The following is a 26,883-nucleotide window of genomic DNA, read 5'->3' on the forward strand; positions in this document are numbered from 1 at the left end:
CCAGTTATTAATAAGTGTTTCTGAGTTGTAATGGAATAGAAAAATAAAATTTAGAGCCTTGTCCCTCCGTACTGGTCACCCAGATTTTTCCACCCTCACGTTTAATTATTTCTGAAGAAATATAAAGACCAAGCCCTAAACCTGGGAAGGTGTGCTGCATGCTCCCGCTAACTCTATAAAACTGTTCAAATACTTTATTCAATTTGTCTTGGGCAATGCCGATACCAAAATCTTCAATACAAACAATAACATTTCCCTCTTCTACACTGGTATGAACAATAATTTTTTTAGAGTCTGGAGAATATTTTATAGCATTTGTAATTAAATTTGTAACTACCTGACTAACTCTTTCCTTGTCTGTATAAGCTAATCCTACTTCTTGCAAATTTTCGATAATTTCATGGCTATCAGTGGTTCGCTGCAAATCTTCTATTACAAATCTAATCATTTCATTAAAGTCGAAATGAGTATGGTTGTATTGTAATTTACCTGCATTTACTTTAGTAACATCTAATAAATCACCAATTAAACTTGTTAAACGATTCAATTGATTATCCATCTTCCTCATCAACTCCGCTTCCTTTATGTCACCTTTATTAGTCAAAATTCGCTCTAAAACTTGTGCATATGCTTTAATGCTAGTAACAGGGGTTTTTAATTCATGACTTGCAATTCCTATAAAATCATCTTTTTGTTGTTGGAGTTGTTTGGTTTCGGTAATATCAAAAGATGCACTAATAAAGGTGATAGGGTTACCTTGTTCATTATATTTGGCTTTACCAGATTCTTTAATCCAATGTAAAGAACCATCAGACCATCGAATTTGATATTCTGCTTGATAAATACTTTTATTAAGAATGGCAGTATTAATAGCGCTTACTACATCTTCTTTAAAAGAAGGTTCGATTAAATCTATGACATCGTCATAACTTAAATTTTGATTAGGTAAAAGACCATAGTTTTTAAAAAATTGATCAGAGAAAGTTATTTTGCGGGTATTGATATTGAGTTCATAAGAGCCTAAGCTTCCTGTCTCTAAAGCAATCTCTAAACGTTGATTAATATGGAGCAATTCTTCTTTTGCATTACGTTGGTGTGTGATATCCATAACAGTTCCTAGCATCCGTAATGGTTTCTCATCAGCATCATAATATATTTTGCCATCAATCCTAATCCAATGAAGAGAATTATCTTTCCATACTACTCTTGCGTCATAAAAAATTTGGCCGCTACTTAATGCCCTTCGGTGTGCGTTAAGTCTAATTTCATGGTCATCTGCATGAATTGCATTTACAAAATCAGCTCGGTTTACTTTCCTATCAAATCCAAAAATTTCATCAAAACGTTCAGAAGTTTTCAAATCGCCATTGCGCAAATCTAAATCAAAAGTACCAACACCTGCAGCAACTGCAGCTAGTCTAGCTCTTTCTTCAGCATCTTTAATTTTTAGTTTACTTGCAAGTATTTCGGTAATATCTACTGCCACTACCATAATTCTATTGATACTTCCATCAATATCTTTTAGAGGCTCGTAAACGTAATTGATGTATATGGTTTCTTTTTGCCCATTTCTAATTAAATTAAGTGGCTGCTCATTTCCGTGATGAGCAACTCCAGTACGCATTACTTTTTTTAAAATAGTATCAAATCCTAAGGTTTTAGATTCTGGCATTGCCTCCCATAAAGGTCTGTCTGCGAAATTTTTCTTGCTTTTTCCTGTTAACTTTAAATAGGCGTCATTAACCAATTCAACGAAAAAATCTTCTCCTTTTAAAATAATCATCCCAACTGGAGCTTGTAAGATTAGCTTCCTAAAATTTTCCTCACTTTCTTTAAAAGCAGCTTGTGCCGCAACTTCTTCGGTTATATCTTGTAATGTGCCACTTAATTTGTAAGCAATTTTCTCATTATTAAAGAGTGCTTTACCTTTAGCTTTAACTACTCTCTCCCTACCATTTTTTGAATTAACGATGGTGTATTGAATTGCATAATTCCCGCCCAATGAAAAGTCTAATGCTTTTGCAATAGCATCGCTTACCCTTTGTCTATCTTTTGCAATTATGGCATTTAAAGCTAAATTTAAGTCTATCTCGGTATCTGGTTCAAAACCAAGCCACTTTTTTAGCCTTTTGTTCGCAGTAAATTTATTAGTTAATGGATCTAAATCCCAAGTTCCAAGTTCAGCTGCATTTAAAGCAAACTCTAGCTCATTTTTGCTCTCGTTGATAGAATTCAACGACGAAACTTTAGCCGTTGTCTCAGTACAAGTTACAAACACTCCAGCAGGTTTGTCAGTTTCATCATATGCCGGACTATAACTAAAGGTCCAATACACATCTTCAATTTTGCCATTACGGTAAATAGGCAAGAGATGATCTTCATTCCAGGAAGCTTCTCCGCCAGCAAGCACTTGGTCAATTAACGGCTTAATAAAATCCCAGATTTCTGGCCAAGTTTCTATTCCTTTTTGCCCCATAGCTTGAGGATGTTTTCCATTATTTCCTAAACTCAGGCGATAAGCATCATTATAAAAACAAATAAGATCTGGCCCCCAAAACAAAAACATAGGGAATTTAGAATTTAAAACAATGCTAAGTGTAGTGCGCAAGCTTTGAGGCCATTGATTTATAGGGCCAAGGGGATTTTTATTCCAATCAATAGAGCGAATTAAGGCGCTACTTTCGCCCCCTCCACGAATGAAGCCAAAATCCATATTATAATAGAAGGTTTATCATGAAAAGGAATATTACCGCTAATTTAACAAACAAATAATTTATTTGTTCAAGCAAAAATAAAACATTTTATGATTTCTAAGAAGCTTGTGGAATATTGATTTTTGCAGTAAGCAAACATGGTATTTTTGCAACTTCCTTTTTTGCAACGTAAGCCTCTTTACCAAGTTTTTTAAGCATACGGTAATGTGAACCTAATGCACTTAAAAAAGTAGGACTTTCTATATATGGTAATCCGAATTCTAAAGCAGTCGTCTTAACTATTGATCCAATTGCTGGATAATGTATATGACAAATTTTTGGAAATAAATGATGTTCTACTTGTCTATTTAAGCCACCACATAAAAAACCTACGAGTTTACTGTTTACTGCGAAATTTGCAGTAGTCATCATTTGGTGTGCCGCCCAGGCTTCTTCTATATTTCCATCTTCATTAGGTAGGGGAAAACTTGTTCCTTCAACAACATGAGCCAATTGAAATACCAAGCCTAATACTAAGCCCTGTGCAAATTGCATTGCTAAAAAGCCGATTAAAAATTGCCACCAGGCAATATCAATAACGATAAGCGGTAAAATTATGAATAAGAAATAATATAAAAATTTAAAGAAAAATAAATTAAAATATTCAATTTTTGGATGGTTTGCAACCTGAGATCCAATTTTAGTTTGGAAGAATTTTTTATAATCTTTTCTGAAAACCCAAGACAGCATTGCCAAACTGTAAAGGCCAAAAGCATAAATATGTTGGTAACGTTGTATTTTATTTACAGGCTCATCTTCACAAAAGCGAATCAATCCCGGAGCAACGTCTATATCTTCATCATGTCCAGAAATGTTGGTGTAAGTATGATGAACTATGTTGTGGCAAATACTCCAAACATAGGCACTTGCTCCAATTAGGCTAAAAAGAAAACTGAAAGATTTATTGATGAAAGGTTTATCTGAAAACGCTTTGTGGATTGCATCATGGCAAATATTAAAACCAACAAAAGCACCAAATATACCTAACAAAATTGCTAGGCCAAGTTTAACCAAGGGATTGAAATCTCCAAGTAAAACACCAAAATATAAGGCAATAAAAGAACCTAAAAAGAAAACTGTTTTAAACCACATTGCGCCATTTGCATGAATGCTAAGTTGGTTATCTTCAAAATGTTCATCAACGCGTTTACGTAAAGTTGCATAAAAGGTAGATTTATTTGTATTGGTAAATTTGACTTTCTTTGTCATATTTTGTGTAAAGGGTAGTGTAGGCAGATTTTATATTTTAGCTAAAGTAGTCTAATTTAAACGATTTTTACTATGATTGTCATATTAATTTCATATTGGGTATTTATACTTACGTAAATTTTCTAAGCACAGATGTTTATTATGCTATTCCATTTTGCTTGGCAAAATTTATTAAGGCAGGTGTATTTTTAATTTCAAGTTTGCTTAAAATGTTTCTCCGATGAGTGGTAACGGTAAACTCTGCTATAAATAACTTATCAGCAATCTCCTTGCTATTTAATTCTTTACAGACTAACCTAATGATTTCTACTTCACGCTTTGTTAACTGATGTTTTTTCATAAACTCATCGGTAAAAAGAGATTGGTTTTCTATCTTACTTTCTTCTTCAGGAAAATAAAATTTACCGGTTTGCACTGTTTCTATAGCCGAAAGTAGATCGCTTTTTGATCCATTCTTTAAAACATAACCATTCGCTCCTAAAGCCTTCGCTTCTTTAATAAGTTGTGATTGATGGTAATTTGAAAGAATAATCACTTTAATGTTCGGATAATTGTCCTTTAATTTTTTAAGGGTTGCCATGCCATCTAACTTTGGCATATTTAAATCTAACAATACAATATCTGGTGTTTTTGTTGCGATCTCTTGTAATAAAATTAAACCATCGTTAGCGTGGCCAATTACCTCAAAACCATCTAATTCGTTAAAGAAAGATGTTAAACCATCAATTAGTATCTGGTGATCATCGGCAATAAATATTTTTAAGTTTTCCATAATTTTGATCTCTTTTATTCAGCTTCTACTTTAGTCATGTGGATGGTAGGGATGTCAACTACAATGAGTGTTCCTTTACCAGGTTGTCCTTCAATGCTAATTTTCCCTTCATAATAATCAATTCTGTTAGCCAATAATCCAATCCCTTTACCACTTTTTTGGGGTTTTTCATTTTCCATTCCTTTTCCGTTGTCCTCAATGTAAAGATTTATCGAATCTGGATGTTCCATTAACTGAAATATAGCATTTGTAGCTTTACTATGTTTTACTATGTTTTGGAAAAGTTCTTGTATAATGCGATAAAAACTAACTTGGAAATCTTCAGGGTATTTTGAAAGATTATCAAAGCCAAAAATTAAATGCTCAATGTAAATTTTGCCCGAAGTGTTAATGTCACTGATTAATTGTTCAATTGCATTTATTAAGCCGTATTGCCTAATGGCTACAGGCATTAATTCATGACTCATTTCTCTCACTGTATTTGCCACATCAGACAAAATTCTATTTGCAGTTTCTAGTTTTTCTTCCGTTATAACTTCTGCTTTTTGTGGGTTAGGAGAAAGGTTTAGCCTAACTACTGAAATCATCGAACCCACTTCATCATGTAGCTGATCTGCAATTCGCCAACGTTCTGCTTCCTGATAAGCTGATAATTTTTTGATTACCTCTGTTTTATGTAACTGTTTTAATCTTTCTAGTTCTGCCAAGTGCAATAAATTACTTTGTTTTCTGCGTTGATATAGAATGTAAATTATAGATGCGGCAGCTATAACTAGCAAGATTAAAGAACTTATAATTAATAAAGAGCGTTGCTTGTTCTTTGTAATTATTAAAGCATCTAACGCTCTTTTTTCTTTAAGAGATTCTACTTTTTGTTTGTCTTCTTCTATTTTGTGTTTATAAGTTAGTTCTCTCGTTATTGTAATCAATTCATTTTTATAAAGAGAATCCCGATCATTTATGGCTTTATTTAAAGCAGGTGTAGTTTGATTGAAACGAAGTTGATGTGCTTGATATAATTTTATATATCTAATACCTATTGCTGTAGTATTAAATGGTTTTTGTATGGCAGTAGCTGCTAGTTTAAAAAAATAAGCTGCGCTATCTTTCTTTAGTTGTATGCTGTTGAGCTGAGCTAGTTGTAAAATTCCATCCAAGTAAATAACTTCTCTTTTGCCGGCATTAAAAGCTTCCAATAGTTGCTGGTAATTTTTAATTGCATTGGTATATTGTTTTTTATGCTCTAAATACATCCCATTTGCTAAAAAATAATTAGCAGTTGGTACAGATTTTAAGGTTAACAACTCTTGGTAATACTTTTCTAAAAACTGAAATTGATTTAACTTTAGAGAATTGATAATTAATAAACTTAATATCTCTGCCCTCTCTGCTGTAGATAAAGGCGTGTCTGAGTAAAGTTCATTTAACAAAGTTGATGCTTTTCCCGTTTCATTAACACCCAATAGCCCATTTACGTAGGCAATTTTTACTGGTTTCTTGTTTACTTTTGAAGCATCACTAATGGCTTTCTCAAACAAGTTTTTTAATCCAGTAGTATCATTTAATAAAGCAAAACTTGCACTAAGTTTATTTAAATTTGCAATTGAGTTCTCGCTAGCTTCCCCACGATTTTTACTAATCGCTCTTTGCTGGTACATTTTAGCTTTTTTCCTTAGTCTAGCTTTTGCAAATGCCAATGCAAGTTCTGCTTGCGCATTTTTTAACTCTTCTTTTTTGAAATTTGAGGCAAGATCTTCAGCTTGTGCTAAATAGTGTAAAGCATCTTTACGTGACTTTGTGTCAATTAGCCTATTGAACTTAACAATAAGCTTTTCAAATAAGCTAGTTTCATCTTCTTGCAGAACCGATGCCTTCCCAACTTTTATTGTAGCATAATTTTGTCCAAATACAGTTGTATTTATGAAATATCCTAAAGAGAGCAATAATAAAAATTTGTACATTTAAATTATTATATTTAGTGGTAAGTAATTAAAATCACCGCTAATGATTATGCTAAACTGTTTTGTTTTCAATAAATGAGAAGATGAAAATTACAGTTAATTTTATAGATGTAAATACCTAATATTAAGTATTTTTGGTACGCTCTCTAACCAAATTAAAATGAAAAAAATCTTTTGCATAGCGTTTTTGTTAATAATTGCGGTTGAGGTTTTTGCTCAATACACGCCAACAGAATCTAATCTTCAAAATCGTAAATGGTTTTCAGATTCAAAATTTGGCTTATTTATTCATTGGGGTCCATTTAGTATTCCTGGAGCTGGAGAATGGGTAATGAACGAGCGTAAAATTAAAGCAACTAGTTATACTCAATTACAAGATTTTTTTAACCCAACAAGTTTTGATGCTGCACAATTTGTAACTATGGCAAAAAATGCAGGCATGAAGTATATCACTCTAATTACGCGCCACCATGATGGTTTTAGCATGTGGGATACCAAATATTCTGATTTTAACATCATGAATACTCCATATAAAAAAGACATTGTGAAAATGGTGGCAGATGAGTGCCATAAGCAAGGCATAAAACTTTTTTTATATTATTCTCTGCTAGATTGGCGCAGAGATGATTATCCTTATGAGACGGGAAGGACAGGACAAGGGAGTGGAAGAACAGCAAAAAGTAATTATGCTAGTTACCTCCAATTCATGAAAAACCAATTGACTGAATTACTAACCAATTATGGGGAAATAGGAGGAATTTGGTTTGATGGACACTGGGATCAAACTCAGCCAGAAGGTGCGGCAGATAGAAGTTCGAGAATAGATTGGAAATATGATGAAATATATGGCCTAATTCATAAATTACAACCACAGTGTATGATTGGCAATAACCATCACCTTACACCTTTTGTTGGGGAAGATTTTCAAATGTTTGAGCGTGATTTACCTGGAGAGAATAAATCTGGCTTAAGTTTTCAAGAAGCATCAGATAAATTACCTTTAGAAACCTGCGAAACTTTAAATAATTCTTGGGGCTATAATATTAAAGATGATAGCTTTAAAACTCAAAAGCAATTGGTTGATTATTTAGTTAAGGCAGCTGGATTGGGCAGTAACTTTTTGTTAAACATTGGTCCAATGCCAAATGGTAAAATACAGCCAGAATTTATCGACCGATTAAATGGAATGGGGAAGTGGCTTAGCATTTACGGAGAAAGCATTTATGGCACAAAAGCAGGCTATTTAAAGCCGCAAGATTGGGGTTGTATTACGCAAAAGGGAAATAAAATGTATATTCATGTTTTAAAAAATACAGAAACAACAATAAATCTTCCTAAATTTCCGAACAAAAAGATCATTAAAGCATATTTACTAAAAGATAAAAGTGTAGTAAAATCTACCCTAACTAACCAAAATGTACAGCTAACCATAACTCCAAATCAAACTACACTTGATGAAGTTATTGTGCTAGAAACAGCCAACTAATACCATGAAAAAATTATTTTATTGCCTTTTAGGGGCCAGCCTTATTATCGCTTCTTGTAAAAAATCGGGAACGTTCCCAGAACCAGAACCACTACCAATTACACCACCAATACCTTCACCAACTACATACTCATTACCTGCTGGAGCGAAGGATGGAGTTGCATTTATAAATGGTGGCACAACCGCAATTGTAACTTTATTTGCACCTTCAAAATCTTCTGTTTATTTAATTGGAGATTTTAATGATTGGCAAACTTTGCCAACACATCAAATGAAATTGGCACCAGATGGGAATACTTGGTGGATTCAAATAGATAATCTAAATCCCAATACAGAATATGCTTACCAATTCCTAGTAGATGCTGGGTTAAAAGTTGCTGATCCATATTGTGAAAAAGTTTTAGATCCTAATAATGACAGTTACATTTCTACGGTAACCTATCCTAATTTAAAAGCTTATCCAACAGGTAAAACAACAGGGATAGTAAGTGTAATGCAAGCAAATCAGCCAGTTTATTCGTGGAAAAATGGTAATTTTACTAGGCCAGTTAAAGATAATTTAGTGGTTTATGAATTGCTAATAAGAGATTTTACCACAGAACACAATTATACTTCTACCTTGCAAAAATTAGATTATCTGGTTAGTTTAGGTATAAATGCAATTGAACTCATGCCAGTTACAGAGTTTGAAGGTAACTTAAGTTGGGGTTACAATGTGTCCTACTATTTTGCCCCCGATAAATATTATGGCACAAAAACAGCACTTCAGAATTTTATAGATGAGTGCCATGGAAGAGGTATTGCCGTGATTATGGATATGGTTTTTAACCATTCTTTCGGACAGTCACCTATGGTGCAATTATATTTTGATGGCACTAAGCCAACAACAAATAGCCCTTGGTTTAACCCTGATGCAAAGCACCCCTATAATGTAGGCTACGATTTTAACCACGAAAGCCCAGCGACAAAGTATTTTGTAAAAGCAGCCATTAAACATTGGATGCAACAGTACAAAGTAGATGGTTTTAGGTTCGATTTATCAAAAGGGTTTACTCAAAACTTTTCTAATGCTGATGGAGCCTTTGCTGCTTATGATGCCAGTCGTGTTGCGATTTGGAAAGAATACAATAGTTATATCAAGAGCATTGACCCAAATAATTTTTATGTAATATTAGAACATTTTGCAGATGCCAGCGAAGAAAAAGTATTGGCGGAAGACGGTATGATGTTGTGGAATAATATCAACTATAATATGAACGAAGCCACAATGGGGTGGATACCGACATCAGATTTTTCTTGGGGATTTTTCAATAAGCATAATTTCGCAAAGTCAGAGAACTTGATTAATTATATGGAAAGCCATGATGAAGAACGCTTAACCTTTAAAAATGTAAGCTATGGTAATGCATCTGGTGGATATGTTATAAAAGATTTAACAACAGCATTAAAACGTGATGAAATGGCGGCTGCATTTTTATTTGCTATTCCTGGTCCAAAAATGATTTGGCAGTTTGGCGAATTAGGTTATGATTATAGTATAGATTATAATGGACGTACAGGAGATAAGCCAATTAAATGGGATTATTACAATGATAGCAGGCGCAAAGCATTGTATGATGCTTATTCTAAATTCATTAAACTAAAAAAGAACAATAGCATATTCTCAAGTCCAACTTATACCTATAGTACAACAGGAGGAATTAAATATATTAAACTAACTAATGGGACAAACACTGTAGTTGTGATAGGTAACTTTGATGTAACTTCTCAAACAGCTAGCATAGACTTCGGAGCTTCAGGAACGTGGATTGATGCAACTGGTGGATCGAATATTAATTTAGGAAGTACTACATTTGGGGCAACGCTTGCGCCTGGAGAATATCACATTTACAGTAAGCAAGCCTTAAACTAATTACTTACAATGCGATTTTCATTACTTACGCTAGTTTTTTCGGTTCTATTTCTAACATTAAATGCTCAAGATACTACTCAGAAAGTAGTTCTTAATAGATATAACAGTATTGAGCAACAGAAAAAACCGTATGTAATTTTAATTTCACTAGATGCATTTAGGTGGGATTTAGCAGATAAATATCAAGCTAAAAACTTAATTAAATTGAGAGAAAGTGGTGTACAAGCTGATTATTTAAAACCATCATATCCTTCCTTAACTTTTCCGAATCATTACACTATCACAACGGGCTTGTATCCATCTCATCATGGGGTGGTTGATAACATTTTTTATGATAAAGCAACTAATGTGGTTTTTAGGAGAGCTGATAAAAAAATGGCTACTGATAGTTCGTGGTATGGAGGTAAGCCACTTTGGGTAATAGCAGAACAGCAAAAAATGTTAAGCGCTGTTTTTTACTGGCCAGGTTCAGAAATTTCTATGGATGGAATTAGACCAACCTATCTTTATAATTATAATGAAATCATTCCGATAGATAGAAGGGTTGCTGTAGTTAAGAACTGGCTGCAATTACCCGATGATAAACGCCCACACTTCATAGCTTTATATTTTCCGCAAGTAGACAAGGCAGCACATAGTTACAAACCAGATTCTGAAGAAACTAGGGCTGCTGTTCAAATTGTAGATGATGCAGTGGGTAAATTGGTTGAGGTTGCAAAAGCAAGTGGATTAGATGTTAATTTTATAGTTCTTTCAGATCACGGAATGGCAACAATTGATAGAGAAAATACAATCCCATTGCCAAAGGCAATTGATTTAAGTCATTTTAAAGTTCCTCCTGGTAATTCCCTTTTGCATGTTTATGCAAATGAAAAGCAATACATTAAATCAACTTATAAAGCATTAAAAGCGGAAGCAATAGATTACGATGTTTATTTAAGCAAAAATATTCCGAAGGCATGGCACTACAATAGAAGAGAAGATAAATACAATAGGTTGGGAGATATTTTATTAGTCCCACGCTTACCAAAGGTTTTTAGTATCAATGGTATTAAACCAGACATTGGCCAACATGGTTTTGATCCATCCACCCAAGATATGCATGCAATTTTTTATGCTTGGGGACCAAATTTTAAATCAGGATTAAAAATACCAGCATTCGAAAATGTAAATATCTATCCGCTAATTGCTAAAATTTTAGGTTTAACCTACAAGCAAAAAATAGATGGTAAGGAGAAGTTTTTAGCGCCGATTTTAAAGAATTGATTTATTAATTAAAGATTTTTAATCTGGGAAGCTGCAGCTTATCGAAGTAACAATTTCGTGTTCGTTGCTAAATATGGTTTTCAATTTTTGATATTTATAAAATATCAATAAACCGTATCTCAAATGAAGAAAATCTTTACCTCAACACTTATTGCATTAAGTTTTGTTAGCATTGCATTTGCGCAACAACGACCTCAAGGTGGTCAAAATCAAAACGGTCCAAGGCCAACTACAACAACTACTCCTGCAGCATCAGCTCAAGTTAAAGAAGAAGTAAAAACCAATTCGAATATAGCTTCAAGAACAATTGTTCCAGAAAGTGCTGTGATTACCAACCACACAGTAACAATTAGAGGCAAATCTGTTCCTTACAAAGCTACAACGGGTACCTTACCTGTTTGGGATGAAGATGGAAAACCTATTGCTGGTTTATTTTATACCTATTATGAGCGTTCCGATATTCAAAATAAAGATAGCCGTCCACTGGTAATTTCTTTTAATGGTGGTCCAGGTTCTGCCTCAGTTTGGATGCATATCGCTTACACTGGCCCAGTAGTGTTAAATATTGACGATGAAGGCTATCCAATTCAACCTTATGGTTACAAAGACAATAATACATCGATTTTAGATATAGCAGATATTGTTTACATAGATCCAGTAAATACAGGCTATTCTCGTATAACAAACAAAGATGTGCCAACTAGTAAATTCTTTGGCGTAAGAGCTGATATCAAATATTTGGCAGAGTGGATCAATACTTTTGTAACTCGTAATAACCGTTGGGCATCCCCTAAGTTTTTAATCGGTGAAAGTTATGGTACAACACGCGTTTCTGGATTAGCCTTAGAACTTCAAAGTAACCAATGGATGTATTTAAATGGTGTTATTTTAGTATCGCCAACAGAGCTTGGTATAGAAAGAGGTACAGTTATGGATGCTGCATTAAGATTACCCTATTTTGCTGCTACGGCTTGGTACCATAAAATGTTGCCATCAGATCTGCAAGGTAAAAAGTTAACAGACATGTTGCCAGAAGTAGAGAAATTTACTGTAAATGAATTGATACCTGCAATTGCAAAAGGTGGGTTTTTGCCAATAGAAGAAAAGCAAAAAATAGCAGCTAGAATGGCAAGATACTCTGGAATAGCTGAAAAAGTTATTTTACAGAATAACTTAGATGTTTCTACCAATTTATTTTGGAAAGAATTACTCAGAGATAAAGGCTTTACTGTGGGTAGATTAGATTCGAGGTATAAAGGAATTGATAGGGCAGCAGCCGGAGAAAGTCCAGATTACAATGCAGAACTAACTTCATGGTTGCATTCATTTACCCCTGCAATTAATATGTACATCCGCAATGAACTCAATTACAAAACAGATTTAAAATACAATATGTTTGGTCCTGTTAATCCCTGGGATAGAACTGGTGACAATTCTGGTGAAAACCTAAGAGCAGCTATGGCACAAAACCCATATTTACATGTATTGGTTCAATCTGGTTATTATGATGGTGCTTGTGATTATTTCAACGCCAAATATAACATGTGGCAAATGGACCCTAGTGGCAAGTTAAAAGACAGAATGAGCTGGGAAGGTTACGAAAGCGGGCACATGATGTACTTGCGTAAACCAGACCTTAAAATGGGTAATGACCATATAAGAGAGTTTATTGAAAAAGCTTTGCCAAAACCAGGCGTACCAGCTAAGTTTTAAAAAAGATGAAAGTATAAAGCTGTACGAGTGGGAGCAAAGACTAAAGAACTAGTATTGATAATCAAACATTAATATTAGCCGCTAAGTGAGGTAAGCAAATTATCCTTAATCTTTGCTCTTTGTTCTTTTATCTAATTATCGTAGTTTTGTAACCCGCTTATGGAACAGATCAAAACATCATTCGATTTCGAAAAACCTTTAGCTGATTTGATGCAGCAAATTGAAAAGGTAAAGCAAGTTGCCGATAAGACAAAGGTAGACATGTCTGCAACACTAACTGAACTAGACGAGAAGGTAGACGCAACCAGTAAAAAGCTTTACAGCAATTTAACTGGCTGGCAGAAAGTTCAAATGTCTCGTCATGCAGAAAGACCACAAACTTTGGATTATATCAGCATGATTTGCGATGATTTCATTGAAATGCATGGCGATAGAACTGTAAAAGATGACAAAGCTATTATTGGTGGTTTTGCAACTATCGATGGTCAAACAGTTATGGTTATCGGTCATCAAAAAGGAAAAAACACCAAGGAGCGTCAGTACCGTAATTTCGGTATGGCAAATCCAGAAGGTTATAGAAAAGCCTTACGTTTAATGCGTTTAGCAGAAAAATTCAACAAACCTGTTATTTCTTTTATTGATACAATGGGTGCTTATCCAGGTTTAGAAGCAGAAGAACGCGGACAAGGAGAAGCGATTGCTCGTAATTTATTAGAAATGTCTGTGTTGAGAGTGCCAATTCTTTGCTTTATCATAGGAGAGGGCGCATCTGGCGGAGCATTAGGTATTGGTATTGGAGACAAAGTATATATGTTAGAACACACTTGGTATTCTGTAATCTCTCCAGAATCTTGCTCTTCTATTTTATGGAGAAGTTGGGATTTTAAAGAGAAAGCTGCAGAATGTTTGAAACTAACATCTGATGATATGTTTAAAAACCAATTAATAGATGGGATAGTGAAAGAACCCCTTGGTGGCGCACATCAGAACCCAGAATTGATGGGAGAAACACTTAAGATGCAAGTTTTAAAAGACCTTAAAGAACTAGGCAAGCAAAATACAGACAAGCTTATTTCAACTAGAATTGATAAATTCTGTGCAATGGGCGTAGTAGTTGAAGGTTAATTTTTAATCCTTTACTAATAAAAAAAGCTTCTCGATTTCGAGAAGCTTTTTTTTGTGCTTTATCATTTTCAGAGACTATTGTCCTCCTGATTGTTCTTGCATCTGTTGTTGTCTCGAACGGCTAAAGATATTATCAAATCTGCTATCCAATGCTTCATATTGGCTAGCCAATTGCTTGGCTAAATCCATTTGTTTATATTGAGCTGCAGTTTGTGCCATAGGCAATAGACCATAGTTTAATCCAATTTGACCGTTTTGCCCACCAACTATTTCACCACCTTTACTTTTTGAAACATCAGCAAGGTAAGTTAGTTCTTTCTGGATATAGGCGGCAGATTTCTTAAGCAAATCATTTGCTTTTTTAGTTTCGCCTAAAATGTATAAGTTTTGTGCTCTAGTAGCAACACCCATCATCATGCGAATGCCGTATATTTTTGTAGGCATTACTTCATCATATTTTTTCATCGCTTTTTTAGCATCATCAATTCTACCTGCTTTAATCAATCCAGTTATTAAACTGTTAAACATGTTGTTAAATATAGAAACATCGTCTGCTGATTGAGAATCTAAATAGGAAGCAGTTTTGATGTTACCCCATTTAAATTTATTCATAACGTGGTTATACATCGGATCCAAATTAATAGGTTGCTCGCCTGTATCTTCTAAGCTATCCTTTTTTAAAGGCAACAAGCGCAATGCTAAGCCTTCGTTATATAAATAGTTGTCTAAACCATTAAATTGCTCTGAAGGAACTGTGCTACAGAAATAAATAGGTCTTTTCCAGTTGTTGTGTGCAAGTATGTCAAACATAGCTAATGTACCCTTGGTAATATAGCCCTTGTTAAATTTCCATTCCATTACAGGAACAATTTTGTTAGCCTCACTTGCAGGTAGAGTGCCTGTATTAATTACATCTTGAAGATTTACCGTTAACTTTAAATTTTTGGTTGGTAAATCGTTATCACCCTGTAATAAATAATCTACAACTTCTTTAAGTTCTACATTACCTTGTATTTGTGCATCAGTAAATCTCATATAATCTCTTACACCAGAAACATACTGAGACTCTTTCATCGTAATTGGTAATGGTTCTGATTGATGAACTTTACGTCTCATACCATTAATGTACCAATCGGTGTCGAATAAGCTTAAATTAACTAAACGAATATCTGGTCTGACCCCTTCTACTTCCTGAATATACCAAAGTGGGTAAGTATCATTATCTCCATAGGTAAACAATATTGCATTTGGTGCACAAGATTCCATATAGCTAACCGCAATATCATGGGCAACCATTTTCTCAGAACGGTTGTGGTCATCCCAGCCTTGGCTAGCCATTAATATTGGTGCCATACCTAAGGCAATTACTGTGGCTCCAATAGCTGCGGTTTTTGGAGATAGTTTCTTAAATACCCATTCCTTTAGGGCGAGTACCCCGAGGCCAATCCAAATTGCAAAAGCGTAGAAAGACCCCACATAGGCATAATCTCTTTCCCTTGGCTCCATTGGTTTCTGGTTAAGGTAAATTACAATGGCTATACCAGTGCAGATAAACAATAAACCAATGATACCGCCATCTTTAGGGTTTCTGGTAAAGTGCCATAGTGCTCCTAATATTCCTAAAATTAGTGGCAAAGCAAAGAAACGGTTATAGGAAGTACTTTCTGTAATTGATGGAGGTAGGTTTGTTTGGTCGCCAAAACTAAGCGCATCAATTGGCTTAATGCCACTAATTGCACGGCCTTCATATAAACTACCTTGACCTTGATCTTCGTTTTGTCTGCCTATAAAATTCCAAGCAAAATAACGCATGTACATAAAGCCAACTTGGTAGCTTGCAAAAAATCCAATATTATCAAAAACAGTTGGTACATCTTGATCGCTCAAATGCATCCAATCTTTATAATAACTTACATGTCTAGCTTCTTCACTATACATTCTTGGGAAGAGAACAGTTTTTTGTAAACGCTTTAAACTATCAGGAAAACGGTCTGTTACACCATATACCTGACTTGTTTTAACACCAGCTACTTCATATTTTTCAGCACCTTTTCTATATATTTTCTCACCGGTATCAATTACAGGATAGCCCTCGTCTGTGTATTTAGGAAGTGTATTATAGTTTGGTCCTGTAAGTAAAGGCCTATCGCCATATTGTTCACGGTTTAAGTAACTTAAAAAAGAGAAAGCATTATCAGGATTACTGTTGTTTAAGTTAGGTTTTGCTTGAGCTCTGATAATGATCATAGCAAACGAACCGTAACCAAAAATGATAAGCGTAGTAGATAGTAGAGCTAAGTTTAAAATTTTCTTGTTGCGTTTAATAGAGTAGCGGATGCCCCAAACTAATCCTCCAATTAATAAAAGAGCAAAGAAAAGTACACCCATTCCAAAGCCCATTCCAAGTGTGTTCACAAAAAACAAGTCGAAATAAGCTCCAAATTTAACCAAGTATTGAATTATTCCGTACTGAATTACAGCCAAGATTAGCACACCAATACCAAAGGTTTTAAAAATACCTTGTGTAGTAGGTTTCTCAGTTTTTTTGAAATAATATACAAATCCAATAGCCGGGATAGTAAGTAAGTTTAGCAAGTGAATACCAATTGAAAGCCCCATGATATAGGCAATAAACAATAGCCATCTATCTGCACGTGGTTCATCTGCAACTGCTTCCCATTTTAAAATTGCCCAAAATACAACTGCTGTAAATAAAGACGATAAGGCATAAACCTCAGCCTCAACAGCAGAAAACCAGAAACTATCTGAAAATGTGTAAGCTAAAGCTCCAACTAAACCAGCGCCCATAATGCTAATCAAGGTAGAGTTGCTTATGGTTTCGTTCTTTTTAACCAAAATCTTTTTTGCGAGTGCAGTAATAGTCCAAAAAAGGAACAAAATAGTTGCAGCACTAGCAATTGCAGACCCCATGTTCATGAAATAGGCAACTTTTTTAACATCTCCAAAGGCAGGTAATGAAAAGAAACGTTCAATCATTAAAAATAAGGGTGCACCTGGTTGGTGTACAACTTGCATTTTAAGTGCAGAGGCAATGAACTCACCACAATCCCAGAAACTTACAGAAGGTTCTAAAGTTAGAATATAGGTTACAGCGGCTATAAAGAAACAAATCCAGCCTATTATGTTGTTTATTTTAGAATAATTCATTGTACAAATTGGTAATAATAAATTGTTTGGCACATAAAAATGCAGCCGAAAATAATGAAATAGATTGATATTAATGGAAAATAATAACCTCTTTTAACAAAAATTAACGGTTTAATGGGCTGATAAATGCACTTTTGAAAATATTTTAATTTTTTTTGAATTCGGACTTGCAGCTATAAAAAATTAGCGTAAATTTGCATTCCATTTCAGAACAACACTTGATGTGGAAAATTGCCCGATAGTATAAAGGTAGTACAACGGTTTTTGGTACCGTTTGTCTAGGTTCGAATCCTGGTCGGGCAACAATTTTTTTTCGGATTGTGAATAAAACCGCAATCCGATTTTTTTTAACCAGCATTGATACCCGCAAATCATGCCATTGCAATTTAACCCAGTTAAGATTTTTGCCGGAAGCGGTACAAAAGATTTAGCGAAAAAAATTGCCGAAGCTTACGGCAAACCACTAGGAAGTGTAACTTTAAGTCGGTTTAGTGATGGCGAGTTTCAGCCTTCTTTTGATGAATCAATTAGAGGAAGTGACGTTTTCTTAGTTCAATCTACTAATCAGCCGAGCGATAATTTAATGGAACTTTTGTTAATGGTTGATGCAGCTAAAAGAGCTTCAGCACATTACATTACAGCGGTGGTCCCTTATTATGGTTTATCTCGTCAGGATAGAAAAGACAAACCCCGTGTAGCAATAGGAGCAAAGTTGGTTGCTAATTTATTAAAAACAGCAGGTATTCATCGCATCATGACAATGGATTTGCATGCTGCACAGATACAAGGTTTCTTTGATATTCCGGTAGATCATCTTGATGGATCGGTTATTTTTGTGCCTTATATTAAAAGCCTAGGTTTAAAAAACTTAACTATTGCTTCTCCAGATATGGGCGGATCTTACAGGGCTCGTACTTTTGCAAAGTTTTTTAATGCTGAGGTAGTAATTTGTGATAAACGTCGTTTACGTGCCAATGAAATAGAGTCTATGTCTATTATTGGAGATGTAACCGGACAAGATATAGTGTTGATGGATGATATTTGCGATACCGCTGGTACATTGGCTAAAGCAGCAGCTTTGATTATGGAGAATGGAGCAAATAGTGTAAGAGCAGTTTGTACACATGCAGTTTTATCTGGGAAAGCGTACGAAACAATTGAGAACTCAATGTTAGAAGAATTAATCGTAACAGACACAATTCCACTAAAACAAGAGAGTGCTAAAATTAAAGTATTGAGCACAGCTAAATTATTTGCAAAAGCAATTGCCAATGTAAATGAGCACGGCTCAATAAGTGATTTATTTAGAGTTTAATAATTGTATAAGGTGTAACTGCTTTATACTAAATACTATATACTAATTAAAATAAATAAAAAATGAAAACAATCGCAATTAGCGGTTCTCCAAGAGAGAACGTAGGGAAACGCGATGCTAAAGAGCTTCGCTATGAAGGTAAAGTTCCTGCAGTATTGTATGGTGGTAAAGAGCAAGTTCACTTTGCTATATTAATTACCGATTTAAACGATGCTATCTACACTCCAGAAGCTAACTTTTTAGAAATCAACATTGGTGGTACTAAAACTAAAGCTATCATAAAAGAAGCTCAATTTCATCCACTAACAGATGTATTAATGCACGTAGATTTTCTTCAATTATTTGATGAAAAAGAAATTGTAATGGAAATTCCTGTTAAATTGGTAGGTACTTCTCCAGGTGTTAAAATGGGTGGAAAATTAGTTCAAAAATTACGTAAACTACGCGTAAAATCTTTACCAAAAAATATGCCTCAAGTAATAGAAGTGAGCATTTCTAAAATGGAAGTTGGAAACTTATTCCGCGTTCGTGATTTAGAAAAAGGTGATTATGTAGTAACTAATACACCAGAAGATACAATCGTTTCTGTTGGTATGTCTAGAGCATTAAAACAAGCAGAAACAGAAGCAGCTAAAGGTAAATAATTATAGAGTGATTATACCGATTAACGGGATTTCACAGATTTAATATCACTAGTTGTACTAACTAATTAAGCGGTATAGAAGAAATTCTTTACCGCTTTTTTTATCAGGATTTTTGGAGACGCAGGATTTTTAAGATGATTTTGGAAATGGTCTTTTGGACTTCTTTCGCTTTAGTCTTTAATCTTTCAGCTTTTAGCTTTAAATTTACAAAATGAAATACCTCATCGTTGGCTTGGGTAACATTGGCCCAGAATATGCCAATACCAGACATAATATTGGTTTTAACATTGCGGATGAATTAGTGTCAAGCTTGGGTGGAAACTTTGAGCTTTTACGTTTAGCCTATTATGCTGAAGTTGGTTTTAAAGGCAAAAAATTGCATGTCATTAAACCCACTACATTTATGAATTTAAGTGGTAAAGCAGTTAATTACTGGATGAAGGATTTAAAGATAGCTCCAGAAAACGTGTTGGTTTTGGTGGATGACTTAGCATTGCCTTTAGGTAAATTAAGAATGAAACTACAAGGAAGTAGCGCAGGGCATAATGGCTTAAAAAGCATTGAGGAAGTTTGTGGTGGACAAAATTATGCTCGTTTGCGCTTTGGTATTAGTGATAACTTTAGAAAAGGTCAACAAGCAGATTACGTATTAGGTCAATTTGATAAGGATGAACAAAAAGAGCTGCCAACATTAATTAATAGGGGGGTAACGATGATTAAAAGTTTTGTAACCATTGGCCCGGCACAAACAATGACACTTTTCAATAAGTAATTTAAATCCCTTTTAGAGATTTGGGATTTAAACATTCACTATAAGTTGTGCCTATTGGGATGATTTGGTCACCAATCCAAACTTGAGAACGATCATACTTGCTAATTTTAGTTTTAGCAATAATAAATGCCCGATGAGTTCTGATGAATTCTTTGTGAGGCAACAAATCAACTAATTCATTTATCGTAATACGAGAGCTTAACAAGCGACCATTGGTTAAATGAAATTGTGTGTAATTCCCAGATGCTTCTATATATGAAATGTCGTGATATAAAACTTTTATCTGCTCATAGCCATCTTTAATAAAGATAAAATCAGCTTTGCTTTCTGGCGCTTGATTACGTAAATCAAAAAGTTCTTTTGCTTTATTGCAGGCTTTTAAAAACCTAGAAAGCGAAAAAGGTTTTAACAAATAATCAACAGCATCTAATTCAAAGCTTTGTACAGCATGTTCGCTATAGGCAGTGGTGAAAATTACCATTGGCGGTTTGCTCAAAGCTTTCAGAAATTCAATTCCACTAATATCGGGCATTTTAATATCTAAAAAAATCAAATCCACTCTGTGCTGTTGAAGATAAGTTATGGCTTCAAAAGCATTTGTAAATTGGGCTTCTAACTCAATAAATGGCACCTTGCTAGCATGCGCTGCAACAATGTCTAAAGCTATGGGTTCATCATCTATTGCTATTGCAATCATATAAGTAAAAATTGTTAGGCTGAGCGCTGGCTACCTATAAAATATTATTAAGTTTTATATAAAATCAAAAAAAATGTCATCCTGACGTAGTCGAAAAGTGACAATGCTTAAGTTACGAACATTGGTCTGTCGGGTAGATATGTAGTCGAAGTTTAAGGTTTAATGTAATTAGTATGGCTTGTATTATTTTTACAAATTGATAATTCTTTAAGTTTATTCCAATTGTCGTTTATAATTGCTTCTTTCTTTATTCTTGTCCAGCCTTTAACTTGCTTCTCAAATTCTATAGCTTGATTTACATCTGGAAAATTTTCGAAAAATACTAAAGATAAAGGTCTTCTTTTATAAGTGTAGCAAGTTATATTTTCTCCATTTTGATGCTCATATAATCTTCTATCTATATCATTTGTAATTCCAGTATAATAAGAACCATCACTACATTTTAAAATATAAACTGAATATGATTTCATTTATTTTATGAATTGGCGCTTCGACTACGCTCAGCGTGACATCTTATTTAAGTATTGTGAATATAATAAATAAAAAATGTCATCCTGAGCGTAGTCGAAGGATTTTTTATTTATTGAATTAGCTCTTCTACTAACGCTAGTTTGACAAATAATAAAAGGCATTTATTTTAAATAATTCTCCAACTGTGTATAAAGTGCTTCTTTTGAACTAGGCCTTAGCGCTTTTGTAACTGCTAATTTTCCATCCTTATCAAATATAAAATATTGAGGATAATATTCTGCTTTATCTTTTGCATTCGCCAATAATTCCTTCCAGATTGGAGCTATTGTTTGCCTATTTTTTCGCAAATGGATGCCTTCCATTTTATTTATTTTGATGAACTCTCTCCATGAAGAATCTTTATCTTCTTCATCCATATCTAGATAAATAAACACTACATCCTTCCCTTTAAACCGAGTTTTTAATTCAGGAATAAAAGCAAGTTCTTCTTTACATGGCCCACACCACGTTCCCCAAATATCTAAATAGACTACTTTTCCTTTATAAGATTGGATCAATTCGGCAATTGAATTTAACTTTTCAAAACCAGTTGCAATTTGAATATTTGCATTGGTTTCATTTTCACTCAGCATTTTATGTAAACTATTTGTTTTCGATAGGATATCTTGATAATGAATGCTTTGAGGGAATTGATTATTAAAGGCACTTGAAAGTCCTTTAAATGGTCTTAATTCTTTATTGTTATATAGATTTACCAATTGCTGATAAGTGTATTTTTCAACAATATTTAATGGAAAATTATGAGTTGCGCCAATCCATCTCCAATAGTTTTTATCGAATTTTTTTACAATTACGTTTGCACTATCCAAGCTTATCCCAAAATATGGAATAGGTTGGTTTGATGGTATTTGTTCCGCCTTAATTTTAACAAATGCCTTGGTTTCTAAAAAGCGGATATAATTATCTACAAAAGCAAAATATTGTGGACCTGCAGGAAATGTAAGTGGTTTTAAATCGGCTCTATCAAAAACTTGTAGGATTAAACTGTCTACTACTCGCTTATTAGAAACTTGCGTTCTTGCATAATCGTTAATGTAATTGTAAGCTATAGATTTAAGTTCTGTAACAATTAATAATTTGTATTTGGCAGCAATAGTTGATGCATTAACTATTTTAATTTTCTCATCACGTTGTGTAAAATAGGGGTTTAATACTTGTTCTTTAAGTTGCAAAAAAGAAAGGTTAGAAAATTCATTTCCCCCATCATTCTTAAAAAAGAACGGGTATTCTTCTACATTCACCTTTTGCATCACATTGTTTTCTGGTAAAGCTATTCCGCTAATTAAAGTTAAAGTTGTGTCTTTTAAATTGGTAGTTAAGGTTTTGTTAGGATTTAAGAGCAAAGTATGAAATGTTCTTTTGTAAATTAGATTGGCAAATTTTGATTCCTTAATTGGTAAGACGATGTTAAAAGAGCCGTCTTTCTCAACAGGAATTTGAACGGAATTTTCTTTATAGAAACCAAAAACTAAGGGGATATTTATTTTTAATTCTGCCTTGCCATCGTAATCTAAAATCTTTCCACTAAGTTTAAATTGGGCATAACTCTGAATACACCATATGTTTAGAACCAATAGTAAGACTAACCTGTTAAATATTTTCATGTTTATTTTTTAAGCTGGTTATCAATTAATTTTGATATTTTTTCTTCAAAATCTTCAGAATAACCAATGTGAGCATTTACTATTTCCCCCTTTTTATTAATTAAAATAGTTGTAGGAAAGGCTTTAAGGTTGTATAGTTCTTTAACATGGCTAGTATTATAAAGCTGTGGGTATTGAAAGCCTTTATCGTTAAGGTAGTTTTGTATTTCGGTTTGGTTTTTATCCGATATGTTTACGCCTATTACCGCAAAATTGTTCTTTGTATACTTTTTGCTTAATCGTTGGAGTACAGGCATTAATTCGCGACAAGGCGAGCAAGATAAATACCAAAAATCTAATAATACTACTTTGCCTTTGTAATTAGATAAACTCTCTTTTTTATTGGTTTTAAGGTTTGTAGCTACAAAATTTTGCGCTAGCTTGCCCAAGAGTGGAAAACTTTCTTCTGCCACAACGGGCTTAACTTTTCTAAGCGATATTGTTTTAAAAACATCCATTTGAAAATTTGATGCAGGATTTTCTTTTGGAAATGAAACCTCGCGGTCGTAAATATCTATAGTTTGCTCATGACGATCACTTTCCCATTGCGAAAAATAAAGGCTCTTAACAGGTAAAAGTGTTGTTTTGTCTATAAAATACCTTGTATATTTATTTATAGTGGTTTTTGTTCCATTATCATTCTTTCCCGTTTTATATAATTCATCTATCACATAAAAACCATCAGCCCATTTTGCTTTATTAAAAGAGATAGAAGCTGTTTCGCTGGATAGAAAATTACTGTCACTGCCTAATAAATTGTATATGCTGTATTTATTTGCTTTGTGACTATCCCATTTACTAAATGCTTCAACACTTTTGTCTGGATATTCTTGATATTGATAAAGCGTATCTTTTGTAATATAGTTGGCAGATTTATCGTTGAAAATATACAAAGTATTTTCTTTTTCGAACTGATTGGCATAGGCGGTATTAACCTGATGTTCAGCAACTCCGCCACCTGTAATCCAAGTATCCTTAAAAACCATTTTGTAGTTGATGTTTTTTAATTCAGCAATTTTATCAAATGATTTTTTTAGAATACCTAATGCTGCGGAATCTACTTTTTGAGCATATAAATTATTTAGAGATATCAATAAGGCTAAAAGAGCTATAATTTTTGATTTCATATTAAATGGTATTTACAACTGTATCGTTAAATGAATAAAAAACTCTTTTGCACTTTCTCTGATAATCAACTCGTGTTTACCTGGATACAATAAAGCCAAACGTTGTTTTACATTTACCAATCCAATTCCACTTTTTAACTTTTCAGGGTCATTATCTGGCTTAATATGAATGCTGTTATGCACATCAAAATACAAGGTATTTTCCTTTGTTTGCAATGTTACCTTAATGTGCGATGGTTGTTGTAAGCTAATACCATGTTTAAATGCATTTTCTACAAAAGGGATTAAAAGCATCGGGGCAATTTGAAAATTATTTAATTGCTCGTCAATTTGAGTATCGATAACGATATCTGCAGAACGAGAAGTTCTTAATTTTTGCAGGGCGATATAGTTCTCTAAATAATCAACATCTCTGGTTAGGGAAATTTTATCCTGTACATTTTCATGGAGCATGAACCGCATCATGTCTCCTAATTTCTGAATGCCCTCGCCAGTGCGTTCTGCATTTTCTTGTAAGGCGGTTCCGTATAAAGTATTTAAGGCATTAAACAGAAAATGGGGGTTTATTTGTGATTGTAAGAAACTCAAACTTGCATCAGATTTACCAAGTTCTGTTCTTAAAGTAGAAATCTGATTACTATTAGCTAATCTGCTCTTATAAATATACCACGCTAAAGGTAAGGTTATAATAATTTGAGTTGGAAAATGAAAACAAAGAACAATTGCTCCAAATTCTTCTTGTCTTACCATTAACAAGGTGATTAAGCAAACAGGTAATGCAGATAAAACTGTAGCCAACATAATTTGCCAAAAATATCTTCTAAATTTATAGGCTCTTGCATAATGTTTGGGCAGATAGAAATACAATGCATAAACAAAAATGCCTATGCTGGCTAGTATTACTAAAGTCCATATAATCATAATTTCAAATGGCGCACTGGCTGATACCCACAATAACAATCCAACGAACCAAAAGGCAAGCCCAAACCCGATATCAACTTTGATTTGATTTTGAGTACCCTCAATTTTTTTATTGTCTTCTATCAGATAACTGATAAACTCTTTCAATAAGACATATCCACTTATAGAAATGATTATCCATAAAGCACTCGAAAAGCCTTTAAAGAAAATGCGGTTATACGCAGATTGAATATCATCATATTCAACTAAAATGTAAGATGAACTATAAGTTTTTGATATACTGATTACTAAGCCCATCACCACAAGTAAGCCGAATAATAATATTCCATTTAGCGTATTCTGCTGTTTCTTAATTAATGGCGGAATAATTAAGAAGTTAATTGATAGAAAACCAAAATAGATGACAGAATATTCGAAAAGTTTAGGAAGAAAATAATTGTACAGGTAAGAGAAGGTTAAGCCCTCATTTTTAATTCTATAATATTCAAATGAATGTCTTCTGTCTCCTGTATTAGATATAAGGATAATAATGGCCACGCAATAGAGTATGGTTGCTATCCAAAATTCTGCCTTTTGTAAATCTTTTTGTTTCATGCTTTTTAGTTTGATGCCACAATTTTAAGAAGGATAAAGCTACCTATTTAAAAAATGTGATGAACTCGTAAAAAAATGTGATGAATTAGAAGAAGTTACGAGTTATAGGTTAAAAGTTACGAGTTTGATGCTTTGAAGTTGTATTTTAAAGACTTAAGTTTGCCTAATGTTGCAATTCGACTTGCAACTCACAACTCATAACCCACAACTATGAAACTTTACGGCATCCCAAATTGCAACACGGTTAAAAAAGCCCAAGATTGGTTAAAAGCTAATTATATAGACTACGAGTTTCATGATTTTAAGAAGAAAGGCGTGAGTGCAGAAAAGCTAACAGAGTGGTTTGATACTTTTGGGTGGGAAAAAGTAATCAACAAAAATGGGTTAACTTTTAAAAAACTAAGTAAGGAAGAACAAGCCAATGTTAATTCGGCAGACAAAGTAATTACTTATCTAATGCAAAATACAAGTGCCATTAAACGACCTATTGTTGAGCAAAATGGAAAAGCTATCCTTTTAGGTTTTAGCGAAGATGCTTATCAAGAAAAGTTGGCAATTTAAAACAAAGCTGCGTTTTAGGAATAAAAGTATTTCACAAATATGGCGATATTCATGTTGATACCATTACAGATCTACAGTTCTAAACTCACCTCAACCGCAATATGATACTGATTCTTAGCGAGGCTATCCCTTCTATGAGAAAGAAGATTACTGTGTTAAAGTAGTTTAAAACCTTAATAATCTTCGTTTGTTATTAGCCTAACGAACTAATATTAATAAGATGCAAATAGAACATGAATTACTTCTTCATGCCGCCAGAACGGGCGATTTAGATGTGTTAAATGAATTGTTAAAAGGCAATGCAGATGTGAACATTAAAGATGAAAAAGGATGTACACCTTTGATTATCGCTTGTGATAGCAATCAATATGAAACTGCTAAATTGTTGTTGGAAAATAAAGCTGCTGTTAATACTCAAGATTTAGAAGGAAATACGGCTTTAATGGGTGCATCTTTTAAAGGTCATCTGGCTATTGCTGAACTGTTAATTGAACAAGGGGCTGATTTAAATTTGCAACACAATGATGGTAGAACTGCTTTAATGTTTGCTACAATGTTTGGAAAAAATGAGTTGGTGCAACTTTTATTATTGCATGGGGCTGATAGTACAATTTGTGATGGTAAAGGAATGCGGGCTGCAGACCTTGCAGTGCAGCAGGGTAATAAAAAGGCGCAAGATTTGTTGGGTGCTTAATATTGAAAAAGCCTAACTA

20 protein-coding genes and 1 tRNA gene are annotated in these 26,883 nt (G+C 33.8%); 11 read left to right on the top strand and 10 right to left on the bottom strand.

Features of this window, described 5'->3' with window-relative positions; translation table 11 throughout:
• Positions 1 to 7: 7 nt before the first annotated feature.
• The 4 genes from FA048_RS16795 to FA048_RS16810 form a co-directional block, all read right to left on the bottom strand.
• A complete protein-coding gene (locus FA048_RS16795; protein WP_136843295.1) occupies positions 8 to 2,713 on the bottom strand; it encodes a PAS domain S-box protein in 2,706 nt (901 codons plus the stop codon).
• A 97-nt stretch (positions 2,714 to 2,810) separates the two neighbouring features.
• Complete coding sequence (locus FA048_RS16800; protein WP_136843297.1) at positions 2,811 to 3,962, bottom strand: fatty acid desaturase family protein; 1,152 nt, start codon at positions 3,960 to 3,962, stop codon at positions 2,811 to 2,813.
• Positions 3,963 to 4,101: 139 nt separating this feature from the next.
• Positions 4,102 to 4,734, bottom strand: a complete 633-nt coding sequence (locus tag FA048_RS16805; RefSeq protein WP_136843299.1) for a response regulator — start codon at positions 4,732 to 4,734, stop codon at positions 4,102 to 4,104.
• Between the two features lie 14 nt (positions 4,735 to 4,748).
• Positions 4,749 to 6,695, bottom strand: a complete 1,947-nt coding sequence (locus FA048_RS16810; RefSeq protein WP_136843301.1) for a sensor histidine kinase — start codon at positions 6,693 to 6,695, stop codon at positions 4,749 to 4,751.
• Between the two features lie 160 nt (positions 6,696 to 6,855).
• On the opposite strand from FA048_RS16810, the gene FA048_RS16815 reads away from it, so the two are divergent.
• The 5 genes from FA048_RS16815 (at position 6,856) to FA048_RS16835 (ending at position 14,197) form a co-directional block, all read left to right on the top strand.
• Positions 6,856 to 8,181 carry an alpha-L-fucosidase gene (locus tag FA048_RS16815; RefSeq protein WP_136843302.1) on the top strand — a complete coding sequence of 442 codons (1,326 nt, stop codon included), beginning with the start codon at positions 6,856 to 6,858 and terminating at the stop codon, positions 8,179 to 8,181.
• Positions 8,182 to 8,185: 4 nt separating this feature from the next.
• Positions 8,186 to 10,093, top strand: coding sequence for an alpha-amylase family glycosyl hydrolase (locus FA048_RS16820; RefSeq protein WP_136843304.1), 1,908 nt, complete (start codon positions 8,186 to 8,188; stop codon positions 10,091 to 10,093).
• Between the two features lie 9 nt (positions 10,094 to 10,102).
• Positions 10,103 to 11,359, top strand: a complete 1,257-nt coding sequence (locus FA048_RS16825; protein WP_136843306.1) for an alkaline phosphatase family protein — start codon at positions 10,103 to 10,105, stop codon at positions 11,357 to 11,359.
• A 123-nt stretch (positions 11,360 to 11,482) separates the two neighbouring features.
• A complete protein-coding gene (locus FA048_RS16830) occupies positions 11,483 to 13,072 on the top strand; it encodes a S10 family peptidase (RefSeq protein ID WP_136843308.1) in 1,590 nt (529 codons plus the stop codon).
• A 159-nt stretch (positions 13,073 to 13,231) separates the two neighbouring features.
• Positions 13,232 to 14,197 (top strand): acetyl-CoA carboxylase carboxyltransferase subunit alpha, encoded by a 966-nt coding sequence (locus FA048_RS16835; RefSeq protein WP_136843310.1) that lies wholly within the window; start codon positions 13,232 to 13,234, stop codon positions 14,195 to 14,197.
• A gap of 75 nt (positions 14,198 to 14,272) precedes the next feature.
• Here FA048_RS16835 and FA048_RS16840 read toward each other — a convergent pair whose 3' ends face one another.
• Positions 14,273 to 17,365, bottom strand: a complete 3,093-nt coding sequence (locus FA048_RS16840; RefSeq protein ID WP_136843312.1) for a glycosyltransferase family 117 protein — start codon at positions 17,363 to 17,365, stop codon at positions 14,273 to 14,275.
• 232 nt (positions 17,366 to 17,597) lie between these two features.
• Between FA048_RS16840 and FA048_RS16845 the strand changes: the two genes are divergently transcribed.
• The 4 genes from FA048_RS16845 (at position 17,598) to pth (ending at position 20,096) form a co-directional block, all read left to right on the top strand.
• Positions 17,598 to 17,668: transfer RNA gene (locus tag FA048_RS16845), tRNA-Gln, on the top strand.
• A 70-nt stretch (positions 17,669 to 17,738) separates the two neighbouring features.
• On the top strand, positions 17,739 to 18,680 hold the full coding sequence (locus FA048_RS16850) for a ribose-phosphate pyrophosphokinase (RefSeq protein WP_136843314.1): 942 nt from the start codon (positions 17,739 to 17,741) through the stop codon (positions 18,678 to 18,680).
• A gap of 62 nt (positions 18,681 to 18,742) precedes the next feature.
• Complete coding sequence (locus FA048_RS16855; protein WP_136843316.1) at positions 18,743 to 19,324, top strand: 50S ribosomal protein L25/general stress protein Ctc; 582 nt, start codon at positions 18,743 to 18,745, stop codon at positions 19,322 to 19,324.
• A 211-nt stretch (positions 19,325 to 19,535) separates the two neighbouring features.
• Positions 19,536 to 20,096 carry an aminoacyl-tRNA hydrolase gene (pth, locus tag FA048_RS16860; RefSeq protein ID WP_136843319.1) on the top strand — a complete coding sequence of 187 codons (561 nt, stop codon included), beginning with the start codon at positions 19,536 to 19,538 and terminating at the stop codon, positions 20,094 to 20,096.
• 1 nt (position 20,097) lies between these two features.
• Here the strand turns inward: pth and FA048_RS16865 are convergent, their stop codons facing one another.
• The 5 genes from FA048_RS16865 to FA048_RS16885 form a co-directional block, all read right to left on the bottom strand.
• Entirely contained in the window at positions 20,098 to 20,793 is a 696-nt protein-coding gene (locus FA048_RS16865; RefSeq protein WP_136843321.1) for a LytR/AlgR family response regulator transcription factor, read from the bottom strand.
• A gap of 152 nt (positions 20,794 to 20,945) precedes the next feature.
• Positions 20,946 to 21,263: a GIY-YIG nuclease family protein gene (locus FA048_RS16870; protein WP_136843322.1), complete on the bottom strand. Its 318-nt coding sequence runs from the start codon at positions 21,261 to 21,263 to the stop codon at positions 20,946 to 20,948.
• Between the two features lie 162 nt (positions 21,264 to 21,425).
• The gene (locus FA048_RS16875) at positions 21,426 to 22,928 is read right to left on the bottom strand and encodes a TlpA family protein disulfide reductase (protein WP_136843324.1); all 1,503 of its coding nucleotides are present in this window, start codon (positions 22,926 to 22,928) and stop codon (positions 21,426 to 21,428) included.
• A 2-nt stretch (positions 22,929 to 22,930) separates the two neighbouring features.
• Positions 22,931 to 24,094 (bottom strand): TlpA family protein disulfide reductase, encoded by a 1,164-nt coding sequence (locus FA048_RS16880; RefSeq protein ID WP_136843326.1) that lies wholly within the window; start codon positions 24,092 to 24,094, stop codon positions 22,931 to 22,933.
• Positions 24,095 to 24,106: 12 nt separating this feature from the next.
• Entirely contained in the window at positions 24,107 to 25,609 is a 1,503-nt protein-coding gene (locus FA048_RS16885; protein ID WP_136843328.1) for a sensor histidine kinase, read from the bottom strand.
• Positions 25,610 to 25,819: 210 nt separating this feature from the next.
• Between FA048_RS16885 and FA048_RS16890 the strand changes: the two genes are divergently transcribed.
• Together FA048_RS16890 and FA048_RS16895 are read left to right on the top strand one after the other, a co-directional pair.
• Positions 25,820 to 26,170, top strand: coding sequence for a Spx/MgsR family RNA polymerase-binding regulatory protein (locus tag FA048_RS16890; protein ID WP_136843330.1), 351 nt, complete (start codon positions 25,820 to 25,822; stop codon positions 26,168 to 26,170).
• Between the two features lie 220 nt (positions 26,171 to 26,390).
• Positions 26,391 to 26,864 (top strand): ankyrin repeat domain-containing protein, encoded by a 474-nt coding sequence (locus tag FA048_RS16895; protein ID WP_136843332.1) that lies wholly within the window; start codon positions 26,391 to 26,393, stop codon positions 26,862 to 26,864.
• Positions 26,865 to 26,883: the final 19 nt, after the last annotated feature.

The sequence above is a fragment of the Pedobacter polaris genome (genome assembly GCF_005116505.1).
Taxonomy (GTDB): Bacteria; Bacteroidota; Bacteroidia; order Sphingobacteriales; family Sphingobacteriaceae; genus Pedobacter; species Pedobacter polaris.

Coding starts and splice junctions, on each gene's coding strand:
- FA048_RS16820 (WP_136843304.1), top strand. CDS start 8,186: ATGAAAAAATTATTTTATTGCCTTTTAGGGGCCAGCCTTATTATCGCT.
- FA048_RS16805 (WP_136843299.1), bottom strand. CDS start 4,734: ATGGAAAACTTAAAAATATTTATTGCCGATGATCACCAGATACTAATT.
- FA048_RS16825 (WP_136843306.1), top strand. CDS start 10,103: ATGCGATTTTCATTACTTACGCTAGTTTTTTCGGTTCTATTTCTAACA.
- FA048_RS16810 (WP_136843301.1), bottom strand. CDS start 6,695: ATGTACAAATTTTTATTATTGCTCTCTTTAGGATATTTCATAAATACA.
- FA048_RS16885 (WP_136843328.1), bottom strand. CDS start 25,609: ATGAAACAAAAAGATTTACAAAAGGCAGAATTTTGGATAGCAACCATA.
- FA048_RS16815 (WP_136843302.1), top strand. CDS start 6,856: ATGAAAAAAATCTTTTGCATAGCGTTTTTGTTAATAATTGCGGTTGAG.
- FA048_RS16875 (WP_136843324.1), bottom strand. CDS start 22,928: ATGAAAATATTTAACAGGTTAGTCTTACTATTGGTTCTAAACATATGG.
- FA048_RS16855 (WP_136843316.1), top strand. CDS start 18,743: ATGAAAACAATCGCAATTAGCGGTTCTCCAAGAGAGAACGTAGGGAAA.
- FA048_RS16850 (WP_136843314.1), top strand. CDS start 17,739: ATGCCATTGCAATTTAACCCAGTTAAGATTTTTGCCGGAAGCGGTACA.
- FA048_RS16870 (WP_136843322.1), bottom strand. CDS start 21,263: ATGAAATCATATTCAGTTTATATTTTAAAATGTAGTGATGGTTCTTAT.
- pth (WP_136843319.1), top strand. CDS start 19,536: ATGAAATACCTCATCGTTGGCTTGGGTAACATTGGCCCAGAATATGCC.
- FA048_RS16865 (WP_136843321.1), bottom strand. CDS start 20,793: ATGATTGCAATAGCAATAGATGATGAACCCATAGCTTTAGACATTGTT.
- FA048_RS16800 (WP_136843297.1), bottom strand. CDS start 3,962: ATGACAAAGAAAGTCAAATTTACCAATACAAATAAATCTACCTTTTAT.
- FA048_RS16890 (WP_136843330.1), top strand. CDS start 25,820: ATGAAACTTTACGGCATCCCAAATTGCAACACGGTTAAAAAAGCCCAA.
- FA048_RS16795 (WP_136843295.1), bottom strand. CDS start 2,713: ATGGATTTTGGCTTCATTCGTGGAGGGGGCGAAAGTAGCGCCTTAATT.
- FA048_RS16830 (WP_136843308.1), top strand. CDS start 11,483: ATGAAGAAAATCTTTACCTCAACACTTATTGCATTAAGTTTTGTTAGC.
- FA048_RS16835 (WP_136843310.1), top strand. CDS start 13,232: ATGGAACAGATCAAAACATCATTCGATTTCGAAAAACCTTTAGCTGAT.
- FA048_RS16880 (WP_136843326.1), bottom strand. CDS start 24,094: ATGAAATCAAAAATTATAGCTCTTTTAGCCTTATTGATATCTCTAAAT.
- FA048_RS16840 (WP_136843312.1), bottom strand. CDS start 17,365: ATGAATTATTCTAAAATAAACAACATAATAGGCTGGATTTGTTTCTTT.
- FA048_RS16895 (WP_136843332.1), top strand. CDS start 26,391: ATGCAAATAGAACATGAATTACTTCTTCATGCCGCCAGAACGGGCGAT.